Genomic DNA, 20,414 nt, shown 5'->3' on the forward strand with positions numbered 1-20,414 from the left:
GCAGAAAGGGTGGGTCCGGCTTGTCTGGGCCCACCCTTTTTTGTGCTTATCCGAATATCCAGTGCCACAGGAACGGGATGGTCAGTGCCGTGGCCAGTGTATTCAGGCCCATGGCGAGGCCGGAAAAGGCACCGGCGGTTTCATTGACCTGAAAGGCCCGCGCGGTTCCGATGCCGTGTGATGCAACACCCATGGCAAAGCCGCGTGCGCGCCAATCCTTGAGACGCGCCATATTCATCACCATCGGGCCAAGGGTGGCACCGACGATGCCGGTGGCAATCACGCAAACCGCGGTCAGGGCCGGGACGCCACCGATGTTTTCGGCAATGCCCATGGCAACCGGTGTTGTGACCGATTTCGGGGCAAGCGATGCCAGCGTTTCGGGACTTGCGCCCAGTGCCCAGGCCAGAATGACCGTGCTGGCACTGGCAACCAGGGACCCGAACAGAACGCCAAAGGCAATCACGGGAAGCGCGCGTTTCAACGTTTCGGTTTGCCGGAACAGCGGCACGGCAAGGGCCACCGTGGCCGGGCCGAGAAGGAAGTGGACGAACTGCGCGCCTTCGAAATAGGTCGCATAGGGCGTGCCGGTGACTTTCAGCAGCATCGCAATCAGGGCGATGGCGATGACCACCGGATTGCAGATCGGGTTGCGGTCGCTTTTCTGATAAAGCCAGAAGCCGATGGCATAGGCGACAAGGGTGATGGTGAGACCCGTCAGCGGTTTGGCCGACAGGTAAACCCAAAGCTGGGTGATATCGGTCTCGTTCATTGCCCGTCCTCCAGCGTCTCGCCCGGTTTGGCTTTGGGCAGGAGTTTCGACATCAAAAGGGCGGTCAGCACCATGGCAAGCAGGGTCGAGACGATCAGGGCGGCTGCAATCGGCAGCCAGTCGCCCTTAAGGCGATCAATCTGGGTCACAACCCCGACGCCAGCCGGGACAAACAGCAAGGAAAAATGGATCAGCAGATTGTCAGCCGCATCGGTCAGCACCTTGGGCGGGTTGCGTTTGATCAGAAGTCCGACAAACAGCAGCACCAGACCAATCACCGGTCCGGGAACCGGCAGATCAAACAGTTCCGAGACCACCTCGCCAAACAGCTGGCAGACAAGGATCAGGGCAAAAGCAGCAATCATCGACGACCTCCCCACAGGTACATGCATGTTTTTCTGCGCAAGACATAATACGTCGGGGGATGTTCGACTTTTATTAATTACGAAAAACGCCCGTGCCGGGTGGGCACAGGCGTTTGAGATCGTTTTTTTTAGCGCTGCTTGGATGCCCGCCTGCGCGGGCATGACGCCAATTGTCCGTCGTTCCCGCGAAGGCGGGAGCCTGTTGATGGTGGCGTTACAGAATTTCCAGAACGTTTTCCGGCGGACGGCCGAGAACGGCTTTGTTGCCATTGACCACGATCGGGCGTTCAAGGGCGCGCGGATGGGCGCAGAGGGCCTCGATCAGCTCATCGCCGCGCAGATCGGCAATGCCTTCTTCCTTTGCTTCCTTCTTGCGCAGGATGTCTTCGGGTTTCATGCCCAGCATATCAAGGATGCCCGACAGCTCCTGCGGGGTCGGCGGAGTGTCGAGATAGGCAATCACATCGGGCGTGATGCCCTGTTCTTCGATCAGGGCCAGGGTCTGGCGCGATTTGGAGCAGCGCGGATTGTGATAGATGCGGACCATCATGGTTGGGTCTCCGTATCAAAATGGATTTGTTCCTTGATAGCGGTCTTTGGGAGCGCAATCAAATCCCGTCGATCATCGAGAGCAGGTCTTCGAGCTCTTCGATCTCGCTATTGATGATGCGGGTTGCCGTGTCATAGCCAAAGCCCTGCCGGGCGAGAGCCGCCATATCCTTGTCGCGTTTTTCTTCGCGAATGTCGGGGCGGCGCCATGGGCCAAGACGGCGACGGCGGGCATAGGCGGCAGCGGCGGCGATGTTGGGATCGGTGCCACGGACTTCTTCATAGGCAGCATCTTCGGCCTCTGCCTTAAGCGCGGTCAAGGCAGCATCGATCTGGTCGCTGGCGATGCCGCGCGCGGACAGGTCCGCTGCGATGACACGCAGGGCCTTTCCGCGCCTAAGCAGGGATCGTGCGCGGCCCTTGGCATAGGCATCGTCATTGATGAAGCCGGCCTTTTCACAGGCCGACAGGACGGAATTCATCCATTCGACAGCTTCGTCCGGGTCGGTGCCGTATTCGGCGATGGAAAGGCGGATTTTGCCGCGCATCAGGGTTTCAAGGCGCGCGCGCGAGGCGGCAAAGCGTTCGAGATACCAGGTGGCGTAATTCATCAGATAGTCGCGGGTGACCTTGCGCGGGCGTTTGGGTTCGCGCTTCTGATCCTTCGACTTTTTATCGCGCTGATGGGAAAAACGCGCGTTTCCTGCGGGCTTTTTTTCAAGCTCTGAGTCGCTGGTTTCCGGGCTTTGGCGATGATTGTTGCGCATGTCTGCCACTATGAATGAATTCACACCCTTGCAAGTGTGCCCCCACTCTCCCTATTTTACGCGCAATTGTCTGCATTTTTCCGAAGGAAATTCCATGAACAAGTCAGAGCAACGTGCTCTTGCCCCGCGTCATATGGGGGCTGTGAACTGGCTTGGGCTTTGGACACTTTATGCCAAAGAAGTCCGCCGGTTTTTAAATGTATATTTGCAAACCGTTGCAGCGCCGGTCGTGACCAGCCTGCTGTTTCTTGCTGTTTTCCTGTTGGCCCTTGGCCGTGCCGTTGAAACGGTGAATGGTATTGCGTTTGCCACCTTCCTGGCACCCGGTCTGATCATGATGACCATGGTGCAAAACGCGTTTGCCAATACATCAAGCTCGATCACGATCGCCAAGGTTCAGGGCAACATTGTTGATATCCTGATGCCGCCGTTATCAGCTGGTGAAATGGTTGCCGGCTTTGCCTTTGGCGCGGTAACGCGCGGGGTGGTTGTTGGTGTGGTGACTGCGGTCTTCATGTCATTCTTTGTTGATGTCGCGATCCATAACATCTGGGCGATCCTGTATTTCGGCATTTCGGCATCGCTGATGCTGTCGCTTTTGGGGATTGCCGGTGGCGTCTGGGCCGAGAAGTTTGACCATATCGCGGTTGTGACCAACTTTGTCGTCACCCCGCTGTCGTTTCTTTCGGGGACGTTTTACAGTGCGGAAAGCCTGCCGGAAGCCGGTCAGGTTCTGGTGCATTTCAACCCGTTCTTCTACATGATTGACGGGTTCCGCTATGGCTTTACCGGGATTTCGGACGGCACGATCATGACCGGTGTTGTTGTGCTAGCACTGGTTAATGCAGCCCTTTGGATGCTGTGCTATCGCATGATCAAGAGCGGGTACAAGCTTAAGGCCTAGGGCCGCGAAATCGGCTTTTGGGCCGACGAAATATCAAAACGGGCGGCATCGGGTTTGCGGTGTCGCCCGTTTTGCTTTTCGCAGTTGCGATGATGGTGGTGATCTACGGGGTTTTGCGCCGTTGACAGGGGGAGGGAATCTCTTGATACTCCCCGGCTTCGCAGTATTCTGTGGATGCTGACCATGTGGTCAGGAACGTGAATTTTACCCGAAATAAGGAATGGAAAAGTGATTACTCCCGTCATGCCGACTTACGCGCGGGCCGATCTGGCCTTTGAGAGAGGTGAAGGACCTTATCTCTATGCGCAGGACGGCCGACGATTCCTTGATTTCGGGTCGGGGATCGCGGTCAATACGCTTGGCCATTCCCATCCGCATCTGGTGGCAAAACTGACCGAGCAGGTTGGCAAGCTTTGGCATACCTCGAACCTTTATCAGATGCCCGGTCAGGTGAAACTGGCCGAGCGGCTGGTTGCCAATACCTTTGCCGATACGGTGTTTTTCTGTAACTCGGGGGCCGAGGCCAACGAGGCGGGCATCAAGATGCTGCGTCGCTATCAGCATGTGTCGGGCCATCCGGAAAAGAACCGCATTCTGGTTGCGACCAATGCGTTTCATGGCAGAACGCTTGGGACGCTGACCGCAGGTTACAGCGAAAAATACCGCGAGGGTTTCGGCCCGATGCCCGATGGTTTTGACCGGGTGGCTTTTGGCAACCTTAATGAATTGCGCAATGCGATCACGCCCAATACCGGCGGGATCATCCTTGAGCCGATCCAGGGTGAAGGCGGCATTTGCCGTGCACCGGAAGGGTATCTTGAGGGTGTGCGCAAGGCGGCCGATGAGTTCGGCATGCTGGTGATGTTTGACGAAGTTCAGACCGGTATTGGCCGCACAGGCAAACTGTTTGCCTATCAGTGGTCGGACATGGTGCCCGATATCGTATCCTCGGCCAAGGGACTTGGCGGTGGCTTCCCGATTGGCGCATTGCTTGCCAATGAAAAGGCAGCAGCGGCGTTTTCACCGGGCATGCATGGCACGACTTTTGGTGGCAACCAGCTTGCGACTGCGGCCGCCAATGCGGTGCTGGACGAGGTTCTACGTCCCGGTTTCATGGACCATGTTCTTGAAATGGGCCGCCTGATTATCGATGGCCTTGAGGTGATTGAACGCAAGCATCCGGGCTTTATTGAAGAAGTGCGTGGCATGGGCCTTTTGTTGGGGATGAAAACCAAACCGGCCAATGTTGATGTTGTCGCCAAACTGCGCGAGTTCAACCTTCTGACGGTGCCCGCGGGTGACAATGTGGTGCGTATCATTCCGCCACTGAACATCACCAAAACCCATGTTGACGAAGCGCTGGTTGCCATTGATGCAGCCGCGGCAGCCCTTGGTAAATAAGGGCGCGTAAGGAAGACTTATGATGACTGATATTCGCCATTTTCTCGATCTCGACAAGATGTCGGCAAGCGAGCTTAAGAACATTCTCGCCCTTGGCGACTCTGAAAAGGCCGGCAATGCACCGTTTGGTGCCAAGCCGCTGGCTGGCAAGACGCTGGCGCTGATTTTTGAAAAACCGTCGACCCGTACGCGGGTTTCGTTTGAAGTTGGCATGCGCCAGCTTGGCGGTGATGTCGTGACCCTTGATTCAGACAGCAGCCAGCTTGGCCGCGGGGAAACCATTGCCGATACGGCGCGCGTTCTGTCGCGCTTTGTTGATGCGATCATGATCCGCACCACCGATGAATCCAAGCTTCTGGAGATGGCAAAATATGCCACGGTGCCGGTGATTAACGGGCTTACCGATCAGAGCCACCCGTGCCAGATCATGGCCGATCTGATGACGGTCAAGGAACATAAAGGCACGCTTGAGGGCCTCAAGTTTGCCTGGGTTGGTGATGGCAATAACGTCTCTGCATCGTTTATTCATGCCGCGCCGAAATTCGGCTTTGCACTTGATATGGCATGCCCGGCGGGATATCGCCCCAATCAGGGCATGATTGAAACCGCCAATGCCGAGGGCGGCAAGGTTCGCTTGACCGATATGGATAGTGCCCTTGAGGGTGCTGATGTTGTGGTCACGGATTGCTGGGTCTCGATGGGCGATGAGGATTACGATGCCCGCATGGCAGCCCTTTCGCCCTATCAGATCAATGAAAAAACCATGGCACAGGCCAAGGATGACGCGATCTTCCTGCATTGCCTGCCCGCCCACCGGAACGAGGAAGTCACCGACGCGGTGATTGATGGTCCGCAGTCGGTTGTGTTTGACGAGGCGGAAAACCGCCTGCATGCACAGAAAGGCGTTCTGCTATACTGCTTTAACGGCTTGCCATCCTGAGCCTTGTGACTAAATAAGGCTTTATGAATTTGAAAAAGGGGCGGCGATGGCCGCCCTTTTGCTATGCATGGGGTGGCTTTTAAAGCACCTCGACTCATGGGGTTGGTATTGATATACGGCCTCAAACTTTTAAAACGCCGGAAAACGAACATGCAGATCGCTGTCGATTTTTGCCAGCCCTTCACGCTGGATCATTCCAATATCCGTGGCCGCTTCACGCGCCTTGGCCCGACGGTGCAGACCATCATCGGCCAGCACAGTTATCCGCCGCTTGCCAACCATCTGCTTTCCGAGATCATCGGTCTTGCGGTGCTGCTGTCCTCGTCGCTGAAATATGACGGGTTGTTTACCCTTCAGACCAGCTCGGACGGGCCAATCAGCATGCTGGTGGTCGATGTTGATAGTGATGGCAATGTGCGCGCCTGCCTGCGGGTTGATGAAGAGCGCCTGAAGGCGATGATCGCGGCCGAAGAAGGCGGCGAAGAGGCGCTTCGTGGGCAGGTCCTGAAACTGATGGGACGCGGGCATATTGCCTTTACGGTCGATCAGGGCGACGAGCATGAGCGCTATCAGGGGATTGTGTCGCTTGAGGGCGAGACGTTGGCGCAATGTGCCGAAGCCTATTTCCGCCAGTCCGAACAGCTTGAAACATCGTTCAAGATCGAAGTTCATCGCGGCGAGAGTGCCGATGACTGGTGGGTTGGTGGTCTGTTCCTGCAGAAAATGCCGGTCAGCGCATCGGGCGATGCGGCCACCCCGGAAGAGGCCGAAAAGGTATCTGAAGACTGGAACCGTTCGACCATTCTGATGGCGAGTGCGACGGAGAACGAGCTTGTTGATATCTCGCTGTCCGCCCATGACCTGATCTGGCGTCTGTTCCATGACGAGGAACCGCGCGTGTTTGAGCAGACCGGGCTTCAGTTCAAATGCCGTTGCTCGCGCGAGAAGATCGAAGGCGCGCTTGTGACCTATCCGCTTGAGGAGCTTCTGTCGATGCGCGAGGACGATACCGGCGAGGTCGGCGTATCGTGCCAGTTCTGCAACACGCGCTATGGCTTTAACGAGGCTGATCTGCGAGCGCTCAAGGCAGATGATCCCGAAGCGGCATCGCCGAAGATCTAGCAAGCTGCCATCGCGGGGAATGTGCGCGTCACAGCCTTGCCTTAATCATAAAGCAACGTCACCATGACAGGATCATCGTCCTGACACGCCATGGTGGCGTTGTTTTTTATGTATTTGCGCGAACAAGCAAAGGAGATCGAAGACATGACGGTTTTGTCCATCAAGGGCCTGCGCGCCGTTGTTGCCGGGGCTGCACTTGCGCTGATGGCAGCTTGCACAAGCGGCCCGATTGCGACCTATCCCGATGTGACATGGCGCCATCTTGATCCGATTGTCTTTGCTGCTGGTCCGATTGAGAAGGTCGGGGCCTGGTCGACCGGCGGTGAAGGGTCGCTTGAATCCGCTTTGCCGTTCAATCTGGGGCGCATGGCAATGAACTGGCCCGATGACCGCATCCAGACGGCGGGCACAAGCGACATGCTGCGCTATAGCGTGACCGAGGCATCGGTGACCTCGAACGCGCTTAAAACCACCAAGGGTATCAAGGGTGTCTTTACCGACGATCAGTCCGACAAGATCGACCTGAAGGTCGCAGCCAAGCTTGAGCTGCTTGACCCCAATGGCGTGCAGAAGGGCGAAGTCAGTGCCATGGCCGCCCGGTCGCGCACGCTTTCTGAATCGATGTCGGTCTCGGAACGCGAACAGGCGATCTATGACGAAACAACCGCACTTCTGATGGATCTCGACCGCGAACTGGAACGCCAGATCAACAACAATCTGGGTCGCTTCCTGCTGCACTGATCGGCGCCCAGACCGGGATTTGAAACCCAAAGGCCGCGGTGATGTAAGTCCCGCGGTCTTTTTTTGTTGCCTGCCAATGCGACACGCGGGACAAACATCAGGTTATCTTTGCCGTTTGCAACCTTGTGCCGCGTCCCATGTTTGAAATCCCCCTGCCATTTGTTGTTGCCTTGTTACTGGCGATTTTGCTGGTGCGGTTGATCTTGCGCGGGCCGGGCGGACCCATCGGGCGCAGCATGCGGATATTCGTCGCGGCCAGTCTGGCGCTGGTGATGATGGTCGGGTTGCGGTGGCAGTTTGATGTGCTGGCATTTCGGTTCTTGCGGCCATTATTTGCAGCCATGCTGCCGCCAATTGCCTGGGCATGCTTTGCCGCACTCGGGGCGCAGGAAACATCACGGTCCCGATGGAAGTGGCTGCATGTTGTCCCGGTCGTAGTGATATTTGTATCCATTTTGACCTGGAGAAAATTCCATATACCGGTCGATTTCCTGATCGCGTTGCAGTTTGCCGGATATGGTATTGCCCTTTTGGTTCTGGCTAGTCGGGGCGAGGAGCGTTTTGCACAGGCGCGACTGGGTGATGTCGGATCGGTGCGCGGAATTGTCGCCGTGGTTGGCGGGGCGCTGATTTTTTCTGCCTTGGTGGATGGATTGATCGCCATTGATTTCAGCATCACGAAGGGCACGAATGCAGCCGCGATTGTAAGCTATGCGCAGCTGGTTGTTCTGGTGGTGCTTGCCATGCTGATGGTTCGCCTGGAGCGGTTTAGCCCAGCGAGCGTGAGTTTGACTGATGCAGTAGCGGAGCCTGCCCAGTCCGATAGACAGGATGATCATCAAGCCAACAAGGATATGGCTGATGATGATGTGATCCTTGCCGCGATTGATGACGTGATGAGAGACCAGCATCTCTATCGCGACCCCGATCTGACACTGGATCGGTTGGCGCGCCGTGTTGTGATACCGGCACGCCAGATTTCCGGGGCGATAAACCGTCGTTTCGGGCGCAATGTATCGCAGATCGTCAATGAATACCGGATTGCTGAGGCGCAGTTGCTTTTGCACAGCACGGAAAAGCCGGTGACCGAGATCATGTTTGATTGCGGCTTTCAGACCAAATCAAACTTTAACCGCGAATTCGCACGGATCACCGGCATGGTGCCACGGGCCTTTCGCGCCATGGACCCGGACCCTGATGCCGGTAAAGATTTCGGTCCAATCAGGAAGCTGTTTCTCGCTGACGGAGAAAGTCGAGAATGAGGGTGATGGTCTGCTGATGCAGGTCTGATCGATCTGCCTGATCGTCGCCATCAAGGCAGATGATGCCATCACCGGGAACGTCGCTTTCAAGCAGTGCTGCGGCATTTGGTTTGCATTCCGGAAGGAACGTGAAATGCGCGGCCCCGGGCAGCACATGGTACTGGCGCAGATCTGCTGGCAGGTAACGGATGAGATAGCCTGATTCAAGATCCTTGGGGATCTTTGGATTGGGCGAACCGGCGGCAATCACCAGCACAGGGATGTCGATGGCGGCCAGGCTTTCGGGGGTGAAGCCGCGCGCAAGACCAATATCAAGCGAGATGGCAGCGCCGATCCGTTCGTCCTTGAGGTTGGCTGCCAGATTTTTCCGATCAGCGGTCTTGCGACCGACTTCAAGGGTGGCAATGCCATCGCAGGCGGCGAATTCGGGGTTTTGTGCACAATCGGTATCGATCAGATCCATATCCATTCGTGCCCCGGCCAGTTCAAGGGCGGTCCATGCGCCCAATGAATGCCCGATGACCGTGATGTTGGCTGTGTCGAGATAAGGTGCCCATATCGGGTTGTCGGAAAGCGATGTAATCAGGTGGCTGATATCGCGCGGGCGGAGCCACAATTTCGAGCCGACTTCGGCGGTGACATCGCGGCTGGTGGTGCCGGGATGGTTGATTGCGGCCACCACATAACCGGCACGGGCAAGTGCGACGGCAAGCCATCCCTGATTGCGCCAGTTGCCGCCAAAGCCGTGCGACATGACGACCAATGGATGGCGTCCGTTCATAGTCTTGGCGTCAGGTTGCACCATCTGACCGAAAAAGACCGGGTTTTCGCCAACAGGCGTTACCGGGTTTGTGTCCGTGGTCGGGTACCAGATTGCACCGGCCAATGCCCGGTCACCTTCTGTTGCTGCGATCGTGATTTCGCGAAAGCCAACGGCATTGGTCGATGCATGCGACGGGATGGCAAGAACAAGAAAGGCCAAAGCGGCCAGTGTGTGAAAGGTAAAACGCAACATGCCTGATCCTTCAAACCAGATGAAATGATGCGCGGAGTTTCACTGCTTGGAGAGGTTCTGGCGTCCTCGAACGCGATCTAGGACCTTTTCGGCACAGAAAAAGGCCCCGGACAGGTGACCGGGGCCTTAAATCGGACTTCGTGATTGAAGGATGTTTCTAGCGGAACATCATCACGGGTACATGGCAGGACCGGACCATTTCGGTGGTGGTGCTGCCGATGATCAGGTTGCGGATGCGCGAATGGCCATAGGCGCCCATGACCAGAAGGTCGATATTTTCCGCTTCGATCTTGTCCTTGATGACGTCTTCCGGTTCGCCCGGGGCAAAGCCGGCATCAACCTCGTAGCCTGCCTTGCGCAGGATCGCGGCAGCTTCATCAAGCTTTTCCTGCAGATTGCCGTTCGGCTTGCCAACGGAAAGCAGCGTGCAGGGCAGGCCGGTAAACAGCTTGCCCGATGCGATATGGCGCACGGCCTTCATCGCACTTTCGCCGCCATCAAAGGCAATCAGGAACTTGTTGATCGGCTTGAACGCGCGCGAGGCGACAAGAATCGGTTTCTTGGCAGAGCGCACAACACGTTCCAAGTTCGAACCCAGATGCATCTTGGCAAAGTCAGCCGCCTCACCGCGTTTACCCACCAGGATCAGATCGGCAGTGTCTTCGAATTCGGCAATGGTTTCGATCAGATCACCATGGCGCAGCTTCGTGGTGACGGAACCAAGGCCCTGTTCCTCAAGCCCGGTTTTGGCTTCTTCAAGCAGCAGGCGACCGCGTTTGAGTTCGAGCTTGTTTTTCTGCTCGTCCAGATCAGCCAGCTCCTTGAGCAAAGCGGAACGTGCGCCGAGCTTGAGATTGCCACTGAGATCAGCCGGTTCGGAATCGGTATTGCGTCGGCCCAGCACATGCATCAGTTCAACCGATGCTTCGGTGCGTTCGGCCACCCAGCGGGTAAGGTCGCATACACTTTGCGAATAGCCTGATCCGTCAATCAGTGCGATCAGATGTGTCATGGATCGTTCCCCTGTTCCTAGTGGCCCATCAGGCGGTCAAGCGCGCCGGGCTTGTCGTGGATGGCCAGTTTATCGACAATTGTCTCGCTGGCTTCATTGAGACCGATCAATTCAACTTCGGCCCCTTCACGGCGGAATTTGAGCACGACCATATCCAAGGCGGCAACACTTGAAATGTCCCAGATATGCGCGTGGCTGACATCAATGGTGACCTTATCGAGCGCTTCGCGGAAATCAAACGCCTTGGTGAAGTCTTCGACCGAGGCAAAGAAGATCTGGCCGCGCACTTCATAGGTACGATGCGTGCTGTCATCCGAAAGCGTGCTGGTAACGCGGAAAATCTGCGCGATCTTCCAGGCAAAGAAAATACCCGACAGCAGCACACCAACCAGAACACCGATCGCAAGGTTGTGCGAACCGACAACGGTGATGACAGTTGCCAGCATGACGATGGACGAGCTGCGCGGATGGTCTTTGAGATCCTTGATCGAGGACCAGCTGAACGTCCCGATCGAGACCATGATCATGATTGCAACGAGGGCCGCCATCGGAATGATCGCGACCAGATCGCCCAGAACCACAATCAGGATCAGAAGGAAGATACCGGCAAGGAAGGTCGACAGGCGGCAACGACCACCCGATTTGACGTTGATCACCGACTGGCCAATCATCGCACAACCGGCCATGCCGCCGATAAAGCCGGTAAAGAAGTTGGCGATGCCCTGACCATAGCATTCACGGGTCCGGTTGGACGTGGTGTCGGTCAGATCATCAACGATCTGGGCGGTCATCAGACTTTCCAGAAGACCGACTGCCGCGACCGCCGCCGAATAGGGCAGGATGATCAGGAAGGTATCAAGATTAAGCGGCACATCGGGCAGATAGATCGCCGGGAAGGCATCAGGCAGTGCGCCCATATCGCCAACAGTGCGCAAGTCCGCATCGATGAACAGCGAAATTACCGTCAGCACCAGAATGCAGATCAGCGGGGACGGGATGATCTTGGTGATGCGCGGGAACAGATAAATGATGGCAAGGCCGCCGGCCACCATCACATAGGTCATGTTCGAAACGCCAATCAGTTCGGGCAGCTGTGCCATGAAGATCAGGATGGCGAGTGCGTTCACAAAGCCTGTCATCACCGATTTGGAGACAAAGCGCATCAGATTGCCAAGGCGTAGCGCACCGGCCAGCATCTGGATCACACCGGCCAGAACGGTCGCCGCCAGCAAGTAATCAAGGCCATGTTCGCGGACAAGCGATCCCATCAGAACGGCGGTGGCGGCGGTGGCAGCCGAAATCATGCCCGGTCGGCCGCCAAAGATCGCGGTGATCACGGCAATCGAGAAGGAGGCATACAGCCCGACCTTCGGGTCAACACCGGCAATGATGGAAAAGGCAATGGCCTCAGGGATCAGGGCCAGTGCAACGACGAGGCCCGAAAGCACATCGGCGCGAATGTTGCCAAGCCATTCAGCCCGCAAACGCGGCAGAAAATCGCTATTCACAGAAAGTCTCCGTCTCCATTAGCCCGATCTTGCAATGGATTGTCCCCGGGCTGGAATGTCATCAGGCGGTCTTCATGATCCGTCAGCCGGAAATTCAGCGACAGGTCTCCCCAAGACCATCCTGTCCGTTGCTGCGTCGCAGCAGGCTGTACCTATACCAATTTAAGATTTTGCACAACCGTGGGACGGGGAAGCTTGCCATGTCTTTGTCGGGCTATTGCCATGACCAAAAGAAAAGCCTGATCCCCGGTTGGCGGGGATCAGGCGATGTTTCGCGATATCTTTCGGCAGGCCAGAAATCAGGCGTTGTCGAGAAGTGCCTTGGCGATTGCCTCTCCACAGGTAACCGTGTTGGCCTTACCACCAAGATCTGCGGTGCGGAGGTTTTCATCGAGAAGCACGGTTTCGATGGCCTTCATGATCGCGTCATGTGCGTCGGTATGACCCAGGTGATCAAGCATCATCGCACCTGACCAGATCTGGCCGATCGGGTTGGCGATACCCTTGCCGGCGATATCCGGGGCGGAGCCATGGACCGGTTCGAAGAGCGACGGGAATTTGCGTTCCGGGTTGATGTTGCCCGATGGTGCGATGCCGATGGTGCCGGTGCAGGCCGGGCCAAGGTCAGACAGGATATCGCCAAACAGGTTTGAGGCGACGACAACATCAAAGCGATCCGGGTTCATGACGAACTGCGCGGTCAAAATATCGATATGATATTTGTCCCAGCTGACATCGGGATAGTTTTTCGCCATTTCGATCACGCGTTCATCCCAATAGGGCATGGTGATCGAAATGCCGTTTGATTTGGTCGCCGAGGTCAGATGTTTGCGCGGGCGTTTCTGGGCCAGCTCAAACGCGTATTTCAGGATGCGATCAATGCCGGTGCGCGACATGACGGTTTCCTGAATGACGATTTCGCGGTCCGTACCCGGATACATCTTGCCGCCGACCGAGGAATATTCGCCTTCGGTGTTTTCGCGCACGACATAGAAATCAATATCGCCCGGTTTGCGACCGGCAAGCGGGGATGGCACACCGGGCATCAGTTTGGCCGGACGCAGGCTAACATACTGATCAAAATCTCGACGGAACTGGATTAAAGATCCCCAAAGCGAAATATGATCCGGCACGGTGTCGGGCCAACCGACGGCGCCAAAGAAGATCGCATCATGATTTTCGATTTGCGCGCGCCAGTCATCGGGCATCATTTTGCCGTGCTTTTGATAATAGTCACAGGAACCGAATTCGAACTCGTCAAAGGTCAGGTCGAGGTCAAAAATCTCGGCCGCGGTTTTGAGCACGCGGATGCCTTCGGGCATGACTTCGGTGCCGATGCCGTCGCCGGCGATGACTGCTATTTTGTGGGTGGCGCGTGTCACGATGTTTTCCTTCGTCGCGATTTTGATTGCTTTCAGACAATCAGGATTGCCCGGAAATCATTCACATTGGTTAGGGTCGGGCCAGTAATGATTCCGTCTTCGAGTGTTTCAAAAAAACTGTGGCCGTCATTATTGGCAAGATACGCCTTTGCGTCCATGTTCAGAAGTGATCCACGCAACAAGGTATCAGGAGAAATATATGCGCCAGCAATTTCTTCGAGCCCGTCAACACCGTCGGTGTCGCCCGCGACCGCGTGAATGCCCGGTGCGCTATCGAGTTCTATGATTAGTCCCAACAGAAATTCGACATTTCGGCCGCCGCGCCCCGAACCCTTCACGGTGACGGTGGTTTCGCCACCCGACAACAAGACGCAAGGTCGGTCATTTACATGGCGGCGCGATGCGACATGCTTTGCTGTTCCGGCGAGAGATCGTCCGAGTTCGGATGCTTCACCTTCCAAAGAGTCGCCAAGAATCATAGCTTCAACACCCGCACAGCGTGCCTTTTCTGCGGCGGCATCAAGTGCCATTTGCGGGGCTGCGATCAAATGGGCCTCTGTGTTCGATAGTCTGGGATCATCGGGTTTGATTGTTTCGGCCTTACCTGAACGCAGGGCGTTCAACGCTTCGGTCGGTACTGGAATGCCGTATCGGGTTATGACCTCAAGCGCGTCTGCGCAGGTTGTCGGATCGGCAACTGTTGGTCCCGAAGCAATATCGATAAACCTGTCGTTTGGAACATCGGAGATCATGAGCGAAACCACGCGTGCCGGGTGGCAAAGTGCTGCCAGCTTGCCGCCCTTGACTGTTGATAGATGGCGACGAACGCAATTCATTTCGTCAATTGATGCGCCTGATTTCAACAGCGCCTTGTTGATCGCCTGTTTTTCTTCAAGGCGGATTTCGGGTATTGGATCGACCAAAAGCGCTGATCCCCCGCCTGAAATCAGACAGATCACGAGATCGTCTTCGGTAAGGTTCTTCACGCACTCCTTGATGCGTTGCGTAGCCTGCAGCCCGGCTTCATCCGGAACCGGATGGGATGCTTCGACGACTTCGATTTTGCAGGTGTCCACAGCGTGGCCGTAACGCGTAATCACAAGCCCCGAAAGTTCACCAGTCCAGTATTTTTCAAGAGTCTGCGCCATTTTGGCGGACGCCTTGCCCGCGCCAATAACAACGGTCCGCCCTTTTGGCGGTTTCGGGATAAAGGGCGGTAGGCAAAGTTGAGGGTTAGCTGCATCAACAGCGGTTTGAAACAGATCAATCAGAAAATGTTTGATTGATGCAGGGTCATTGAGCCGCGCTTCTTTTTGTGTCCTCATCTTTGCCTCTGAGGTGTTTATTTATTGTCGCCCTGGATCGCGGCAATAACCGCATCCGTGACCTGACGAGTGGTTGCTTTGCCGCCAAGGTCCGGTGTGTGAAGGTCCGGATTGGCCGTTACGCGTTCGACCGCCCGCATCAGGCGTTCAGAGGCGGCTTTTTCACCAAGATGATCAAGCATCATCACCGCGCTCCAGAAGGTCGCGACCGGGTTGGCGATACCCTGACCGGTGATATCAAACGCAGACCCGTGGATCGGTTCGAACATCGAGGGGAATTTGCCTTCCGGATTCAGGTTAGCCGTCGGCGCGATCCCAAGCGAACCAGCAAGGGCTGCGGCCAAGTCAGAGAGAATGTCCGCATGCAGGTTGGTCGCAACGATCGTATCAAGGGTTTCGGGACGCAGGGTCATGCGCATGGTCATGGCATCGACCAGCATCTTGTCCCATTCAACGTCAGGATACTCAGCAGCGACTTCCTTGGCGATTTCGTCCCACATGACCATTCCGTTGCGCTGCGCATTGGATTTGGTCACCACGGTGAGTTTCTTGCGGGGGCGCGAGCGGGCAAGATCGAAGGCAAAACGCATGATGCGGGTCACACCGGCACGGGTGAAAATCGAAACCTCGGTTGCGACTTCTTCGGGCAGGCCGACGTGGGATCGTCCACCCTGTCCGGCATACTCGCCTTCAGAATTTTCACGCACAATGACCCAGTCGAGCTCCGTGCTTTTAACATTGCGAAGCGGGCTTTCAATTCCCGAAAGAATACGGGTTGGGCGAACATTGGCGTATTGGTCAAAAGGTTGGCAGATCGCCAGTCGCAGCCCCCAGAGCGTGACATGATCGGGTACATCCGGGGCACCAACAGCACCAAAATAGATCGCATCGTGATCCTTGATCTGGTCGCGACCATCAGATGGCATCATGACACCATGTTTCTTGTAGTATTCCGATCCCCAATCAAAGTGATCGAAGCTCATGGTAAAACCGCCATCGCGTTTTGCCAGAACATCCAGAACCTCGGTTCCGGCCGCAACGACCTCTTTGCCAATCCCGTCACCGGGGATGGCCGCAATACGATAGTTTTTCATGTTCATTCTCTTTGGTCTGTGTGTTGAATTCGTTTGATCGTGCCCGATCAGAACAGGAAGCCGGATGGCATTCTGATCAGAAGAACCTTGGCCATCAGAAGATACAATCCGCCGACAATGGCGATTGCGGCCAAGGCTTCGGTAAGTTGGCGTTTGGGCCCCATAATTTCGTAGCAGGCCACCCGAGAAAGGATCAGGAAGGCGACGATTGCTGCGGACGCAAATCCGATTGCAGGGATCACTGCGACCCACCCAGCCATCACGAGAACCAAGGCGACGCGCCGTGATACTGATGCGTTTGCCGTTTCGCTGGCTGCTTCAGCCGGTTTGCGCAGAAAGTTCAACGCAAGAAGCATGACCGACAGGATGATAACAGCGACCGAAATCGTGCTTGGAAAGACCGATCCCATCGGGCTCATGGTTGCGGTTTGACTGTATGCCCAACCAGCGGCAACGATAAGGATTGCGGATACCACCATTCCGCTGATATCCCGGGGTTTGGCGATCTGTTTTTTCAAACCGGCAAGCGGATCGAATGACGAGGCTTTGATTTCCTGAATGTCTGGAACCGTCGTTTCACCATTGCTTTCGGAATAGGAGCGCGCAGCATCAAGGGCGCGTTTTTTAGCCTTTTCCTTACGCTTGGCAAAAATCAGCGGGTAGATCACGGTGAAGACGGCCAGCGCAACGATGGCAAGGCTGATTGGGCGGCCAAAGAACATACCCGTGATGTTGTTGGTGGCGTTGCCAATCAGATAGGACTGTACAAACCCCTGTTCGGCAATTTTGCCCAGAACCAGACCAAGGACAATCGGCGAAGGTGCGAAGCCGCAGCGGTTCAGAACCCAACCTAGTACACCGAGACTGATCATCATGGTGACGTCATGCAGATTGCTGTGGATGGCAAAGCTTCCGATCACCGTCAAAAAAGCAATGGTTGGCACTAACAAGGTCTTGGGGATCGAGGCGATTGATTTGTAGGCATATCGACCAATCAAGAGACCAGCAGGCAGCATTAATGCCGTCGCGATCAGCAAGCCGAAAATAAAGGTGTAAACGATATCGCCTTGCTGTGAGAACAGCGTCGGGCCAATTTTGATGCCCTGAACAAGCAGAGCGCCAAGAATAATTGCATCTGGCGGCGTGCCTGGAATGCCCAGAACAAGGGTCGGAATAAATCCACCGCCCACTGTGGCGTTGTTTGCGGCCTCTGTCGCCATCAACCCGTCAGGGGCGCCTTTACCAAAAGTTTCAGGTTCTTTTGACGAGCGGCGGGCCTCGGAATAGGACACCAGCCCTGCAATTGAACCGCCTGCACCGGGCAGAATTCCAACGATTGTACCAACGACGGCACTACGTATAACGTTGAATTTACTCTTCCAAGCCAGACCGAATGCTTCAAGAAAACGGATACCACGATTGCCCTGTTCGACCTTCAGATGGCGGTCCGGTGTGGCAACAAGGTCGATCAGGACCGGGATGCAATAAAGACCGATCAGAGCAGAGACGATATCAAAACCACCCAGCAGCGTATGGGTCCCCATGGTAAAGCGGATATCGCCGCCAACCACAGCAACGCCCACCATTGCCAGCATCAGTCCAATACAACCGCCCAGCAGGCCCTTGATGGTATTGCCAACAGAAAGTGCTGAAATGAGTGTCAGGCCAAAGATCGCCAGCCAGAAATACTCCGGCGGACCAAAGGCCAGGGCGACCTTTGCCAGCGGCGGCGACAGCAGCAGCAGGAACACACCCCCGACAAGGCCACCAACAACAGATGCCAGCGTTGCCAGTGTTACTGCAAGACTACCGTCGCCGCGTTTGGCCATCGGGAAACCGTCAAACGTCGTGGCGATGGCTGACGGTGTTCCCGGTGTATTGACCAGAATGGCGGCAAACGCACCGCCATATATGGCCCCGGTATAGATCGCACCAAGCGCAATCAAACCGGTTGCGGGATCCATGGTGAAGGTAAACGGGACCAGAACGGCCACCGCCATGGTTGCTGACAGTCCGGGCAAAGCGCCGATAATCGTTCCCAAAACGACGCCGCCCAGTGCCATAAGCAGATTTAAAGGCGTGAGCGCGCTCACGAAATAGCTCAGCAATTCCATGTTGGTGACCTTTCCAATCCCGAATTATTATTTTTGGCGTTTCTTAGCGGTTGGCGATGCCAAGCTTTTCTGCGATTTCACGATACTCTTCATATTTCGCAGCAACGAAATCATTGATGAAGTCGTATGTGATGTCGGTCAGAACAAAGCCGGCATCTTCCATTTTCTTTTTGAATTCAGGATTGTTGTTCACGTCCGTGACCATCTGCGAGATTTTCTCGCGGATTGGCTCTGGTGTTGATTTCGGGACGGCCACGCCGCGGAATGCACCACCAACGATATCAAGGCCAAGTTCCTTGAAAGTCGGAACATCCGGGAAGGCTTTAACACGGGTTTCCGAAGCCACGGCAAGCATGCGCATGCCATCACCATTGTTGACGCCTGACGTCACATAGTTAAAGCCGCCGGTGGTCTGGCTGCCGAGGATGGCGGTAACCGCCGGACCGGTGCCGCTGAACGGAACGTAAGTGGTGGTGATGCCAGCCAGTTCATCAAACTGGACCTGACCGAGATGGTTGGCAGAGTTAGAGCCCGAGCCACTGAGTGTGACAAGGCCAGGATTGGCTTTGGCGTAATCAATCAGTTCCTGCAGGTTCTGGAATTCGCTGTCCTTGGGGACAAACAGTGCATTCGGGGTGTAGTGGAAGAAGTTGATGTAGGTGAGGTCTTTGGTCTCGTACCCGACATCCTTTTCCATCGGCTGCAGAATGGTGTGGGGCAGGTTGATCCCCATAATGGTATAGCCGTCGCCCTCCATGCCGTTCAGCTGCGACCAGGCTTGCGCACCACCGGCACCGGCCATGTACTGGATGACAAAGGACTGGTCTGCGAGTGCTTCAAGATATGGCTGCTGGAAGCGTGCCGAGACATCGGATTCACCGCCAGCATTGAACGGAATGATGTAATTGATGGTTTTTTCCGGATATTCCGCAAATGCAGTTCCGGAAATCAAGGTAGCGGTTATTGCCGCAGCGATTGCAAGCTTACGCATCGGTATTCCTCCCGAAATAGTTTTCACCGGATAATTCGCCGGTGTTGGCAACCAGAACGGCTCGTGTTGATCGATCCCGTTGCCAGTGTTTCCCTGATGTCGCATCGGGTTTTGACGTTGTAGGACGCCTGCGCTCGGCTGTTATTTTTTGCCCGATCGACTCCTTCAGTTTATATTTTTGAGAAAATCATTATAATTTCCGACTTCTCACTTCATTATGTCGCAGAGGTTAATAATGTCGGTCGACAGCGATCTGGGCTTTTTTGTGCTTTTGGTCCGTAAGGGCAGCTTGTCGGCGGCGGCACAGGAGCTGAACCTTTCGCCCCCTGCGGTGAGCAAACGGTTGGCGAAGCTAGAAGATCGGTTGGGGGTCAGATTACTGAACCGGACCACCCGGCGGATCAGCCTGACAAGTGAAGGAGACGCCTATTTCCAGAGTGCCGAGCAGATCATGCGCCAGATTGATGATCTGGAGCAGCGGGTCTCGCATGCCAGCGAAACGCCCACAGGACTTTTACGCATCAACGCAACATTCGGGTTCGGGCGCGAATATGTTGCACCGGTGGTGTCAGAGTTTTCGCACCTTTATCCCGAAGTCGAAGTGCAGCTTCTTTTGACCGATATTCCGATGAATATGGTCGAAGAGGGGATTGATCTTGGCATTCGGTTTGGCGGTTTACCCAATTCGCGTATTCGTGCGCGCAAGCTGCAAGGCAACCGAAGGTTCCTGTGTGCAGCCCCGTCCTATCTTGAGCGGCATGGGATGCCGCGTAGATTGTCGGATCTGACCAACCACAACTGCATTATCCTGCGTCAGGGCAAGGATGTGCACGATATGTGGAAATTGCAACGCGGGCAACATTCGGAGACCGTCAAGGTGCAGGGGACCCTTTGCAGCAACGACGGCGAGATCGCACTGCAGTGGGTTTTGGATGGTCACGGGATCATGATGCGTTCGGAATGGGATATTGCTCGCCATGTCGAAGAGGACCGTCTGCGATTGGTCTTGCCGCAATATGCCCATGTCGATGCGGACATTTATGCGGTCTATCCGGAACGCCACAATCTTTCTGCCAAGGTGCGCATCTTCATCGATTTCCTTCATCGAAAACTTCGTGAAACCTCGACCGCACGGGTTCAGTGATCTGCG

Annotated in this window: 19 protein-coding genes; 7 read left to right on the top strand and 12 right to left on the bottom strand. The window is 55.7% G+C overall.

All coding sequences use genetic code 11. The annotated features are described in order from the left end of the window. Window positions 1–46: 46 nt before the first annotated feature. The 4 genes from UF64_RS18920 to UF64_RS18935 form a co-directional block, all read right to left on the bottom strand. Entirely contained in the window at window positions 47–772 is a 726-nt protein-coding gene (locus UF64_RS18920; protein ID WP_044830159.1) for an LrgB family protein, read from the bottom strand. Continuing rightward, entirely contained in the window at window positions 769–1,137 is a 369-nt protein-coding gene (locus UF64_RS18925; protein ID WP_044830160.1) for a CidA/LrgA family protein, read from the bottom strand. The genes UF64_RS18920 and UF64_RS18925 overlap by 4 nt, the downstream gene beginning before the upstream one ends. A gap of 214 nt (window positions 1,138–1,351) precedes the next feature. Further along, window positions 1,352–1,687 (bottom strand): arsenate reductase (glutaredoxin), encoded by a 336-nt coding sequence (gene arsC, locus UF64_RS18930; protein ID WP_044830161.1) that lies wholly within the window; start codon window positions 1,685–1,687, stop codon window positions 1,352–1,354. 58 nt (window positions 1,688–1,745) lie between these two features. Continuing rightward, window positions 1,746–2,453, bottom strand: coding sequence for a regulatory protein RecX (locus UF64_RS18935; protein WP_044830162.1), 708 nt, complete (start codon window positions 2,451–2,453; stop codon window positions 1,746–1,748). Window positions 2,454–2,547: 94 nt separating this feature from the next. Between UF64_RS18935 and UF64_RS18940 the strand changes: the two genes are divergently transcribed. The 6 genes from UF64_RS18940 to UF64_RS21035 all read left to right on the top strand — a co-directional run bounded on the left by UF64_RS18940 (window position 2,548) and on the right by UF64_RS21035 (window position 8,823). Then, window positions 2,548–3,357, top strand: coding sequence for an ABC transporter permease (locus tag UF64_RS18940; RefSeq protein WP_044830163.1), 810 nt, complete (start codon window positions 2,548–2,550; stop codon window positions 3,355–3,357). A 243-nt stretch (window positions 3,358–3,600) separates the two neighbouring features. After that, window positions 3,601–4,758 (top strand): aspartate aminotransferase family protein, encoded by a 1,158-nt coding sequence (locus tag UF64_RS18945; protein ID WP_044830164.1) that lies wholly within the window; start codon window positions 3,601–3,603, stop codon window positions 4,756–4,758. Between the two features lie 22 nt (window positions 4,759–4,780). Next, complete coding sequence (gene argF, locus UF64_RS18950) at window positions 4,781–5,698, top strand: ornithine carbamoyltransferase (protein ID WP_044830283.1); 918 nt, start codon at window positions 4,781–4,783, stop codon at window positions 5,696–5,698. A 150-nt stretch (window positions 5,699–5,848) separates the two neighbouring features. Further along, window positions 5,849–6,820 (top strand): Hsp33 family molecular chaperone HslO, encoded by a 972-nt coding sequence (locus UF64_RS18955; RefSeq protein ID WP_044830165.1) that lies wholly within the window; start codon window positions 5,849–5,851, stop codon window positions 6,818–6,820. 144 nt (window positions 6,821–6,964) lie between these two features. After that, complete coding sequence (locus UF64_RS18960) at window positions 6,965–7,561, top strand: hypothetical protein (protein ID WP_044830284.1); 597 nt, start codon at window positions 6,965–6,967, stop codon at window positions 7,559–7,561. A gap of 137 nt (window positions 7,562–7,698) precedes the next feature. Further along, window positions 7,699–8,823: an AraC family transcriptional regulator gene (locus UF64_RS21035; protein ID WP_052657707.1), complete on the top strand. Its 1,125-nt coding sequence runs from the start codon at window positions 7,699–7,701 to the stop codon at window positions 8,821–8,823. Here UF64_RS21035 and UF64_RS18970 read toward each other — a convergent pair. From UF64_RS18970 to UF64_RS19005, 8 genes are all read right to left on the bottom strand, one after another. Next, window positions 8,783–9,838, bottom strand: a complete 1,056-nt coding sequence (locus UF64_RS18970) for an alpha/beta fold hydrolase (RefSeq protein WP_044830166.1) — start codon at window positions 9,836–9,838, stop codon at window positions 8,783–8,785. The two genes, UF64_RS21035 and UF64_RS18970, sit on opposite strands and share 41 nt — an antisense overlap. Window positions 9,839–9,995: 157 nt before the next feature. Then, window positions 9,996–10,850 (bottom strand): universal stress protein, encoded by an 855-nt coding sequence (locus tag UF64_RS18975; RefSeq protein ID WP_044830167.1) that lies wholly within the window; start codon window positions 10,848–10,850, stop codon window positions 9,996–9,998. Between the two features lie 17 nt (window positions 10,851–10,867). After that, window positions 10,868–12,358 carry a SulP family inorganic anion transporter gene (locus UF64_RS18980; RefSeq protein WP_200892704.1) on the bottom strand — a complete coding sequence of 497 codons (1,491 nt, stop codon included), beginning with the start codon at window positions 12,356–12,358 and terminating at the stop codon, window positions 10,868–10,870. Window positions 12,359–12,657: 299 nt separating this feature from the next. After that, entirely contained in the window at window positions 12,658–13,740 is a 1,083-nt protein-coding gene (locus tag UF64_RS18985) for a tartrate dehydrogenase (protein ID WP_044830168.1), read from the bottom strand. A 32-nt stretch (window positions 13,741–13,772) separates the two neighbouring features. Continuing rightward, on the bottom strand, window positions 13,773–15,065 hold the full coding sequence (locus UF64_RS18990; protein WP_082049902.1) for a glycerate kinase: 1,293 nt from the start codon (window positions 15,063–15,065) through the stop codon (window positions 13,773–13,775). A 17-nt stretch (window positions 15,066–15,082) separates the two neighbouring features. Continuing rightward, the gene (locus UF64_RS18995) at window positions 15,083–16,159 is read right to left on the bottom strand and encodes a tartrate dehydrogenase (RefSeq protein WP_044830288.1); all 1,077 of its coding nucleotides are present in this window, start codon (window positions 16,157–16,159) and stop codon (window positions 15,083–15,085) included. A gap of 47 nt (window positions 16,160–16,206) precedes the next feature. Next, complete coding sequence (locus UF64_RS19000) at window positions 16,207–18,273, bottom strand: tripartite tricarboxylate transporter permease (RefSeq protein WP_044830169.1); 2,067 nt, start codon at window positions 18,271–18,273, stop codon at window positions 16,207–16,209. Window positions 18,274–18,316: 43 nt separating this feature from the next. Further along, window positions 18,317–19,264: a tripartite tricarboxylate transporter substrate binding protein gene (locus UF64_RS19005; RefSeq protein WP_044830170.1), complete on the bottom strand. Its 948-nt coding sequence runs from the start codon at window positions 19,262–19,264 to the stop codon at window positions 18,317–18,319. Between the two features lie 235 nt (window positions 19,265–19,499). Between UF64_RS19005 and UF64_RS19010 the strand changes: the two genes are divergently transcribed. Beyond that, on the top strand, window positions 19,500–20,408 hold the full coding sequence (locus UF64_RS19010; RefSeq protein ID WP_044830171.1) for a LysR family transcriptional regulator: 909 nt from the start codon (window positions 19,500–19,502) through the stop codon (window positions 20,406–20,408). Window positions 20,409–20,414 lie beyond the last annotated feature (6 nt).

The organism is Thalassospira sp. HJ (genome assembly GCF_000948415.1).
In the GTDB taxonomy this organism is placed as follows: domain Bacteria; phylum Pseudomonadota; class Alphaproteobacteria; order Rhodospirillales; family Thalassospiraceae; genus Thalassospira.

Coding starts and splice junctions, on each gene's coding strand:
- UF64_RS18920 (WP_044830159.1), bottom strand. CDS start 772: ATGAACGAGACCGATATCACCCAGCTTTGGGTTTACCTGTCGGCCAAA.
- UF64_RS18955 (WP_044830165.1), top strand. CDS start 5,849: ATGCAGATCGCTGTCGATTTTTGCCAGCCCTTCACGCTGGATCATTCC.
- UF64_RS18925 (WP_044830160.1), bottom strand. CDS start 1,137: ATGATTGCTGCTTTTGCCCTGATCCTTGTCTGCCAGCTGTTTGGCGAG.
- UF64_RS18990 (WP_082049902.1), bottom strand. CDS start 15,065: ATGAGGACACAAAAAGAAGCGCGGCTCAATGACCCTGCATCAATCAAA.
- arsC (WP_044830161.1), bottom strand. CDS start 1,687: ATGATGGTCCGCATCTATCACAATCCGCGCTGCTCCAAATCGCGCCAG.
- UF64_RS18945 (WP_044830164.1), top strand. CDS start 3,601: ATGCCGACTTACGCGCGGGCCGATCTGGCCTTTGAGAGAGGTGAAGGA.
- UF64_RS19005 (WP_044830170.1), bottom strand. CDS start 19,264: ATGCGTAAGCTTGCAATCGCTGCGGCAATAACCGCTACCTTGATTTCC.
- argF (WP_044830283.1), top strand. CDS start 4,781: ATGACTGATATTCGCCATTTTCTCGATCTCGACAAGATGTCGGCAAGC.
- UF64_RS19010 (WP_044830171.1), top strand. CDS start 19,500: ATGTCGGTCGACAGCGATCTGGGCTTTTTTGTGCTTTTGGTCCGTAAG.
- UF64_RS18960 (WP_044830284.1), top strand. CDS start 6,965: ATGACGGTTTTGTCCATCAAGGGCCTGCGCGCCGTTGTTGCCGGGGCT.
- UF64_RS18995 (WP_044830288.1), bottom strand. CDS start 16,159: ATGAAAAACTATCGTATTGCGGCCATCCCCGGTGACGGGATTGGCAAA.
- UF64_RS18940 (WP_044830163.1), top strand. CDS start 2,548: ATGAACAAGTCAGAGCAACGTGCTCTTGCCCCGCGTCATATGGGGGCT.
- UF64_RS18970 (WP_044830166.1), bottom strand. CDS start 9,838: ATGTTGCGTTTTACCTTTCACACACTGGCCGCTTTGGCCTTTCTTGTT.
- UF64_RS18935 (WP_044830162.1), bottom strand. CDS start 2,453: ATGCGCAACAATCATCGCCAAAGCCCGGAAACCAGCGACTCAGAGCTT.
- UF64_RS18975 (WP_044830167.1), bottom strand. CDS start 10,850: ATGACACATCTGATCGCACTGATTGACGGATCAGGCTATTCGCAAAGT.
- UF64_RS21035 (WP_052657707.1), top strand. CDS start 7,699: ATGTTTGAAATCCCCCTGCCATTTGTTGTTGCCTTGTTACTGGCGATT.
- UF64_RS19000 (WP_044830169.1), bottom strand. CDS start 18,273: ATGGAATTGCTGAGCTATTTCGTGAGCGCGCTCACGCCTTTAAATCTG.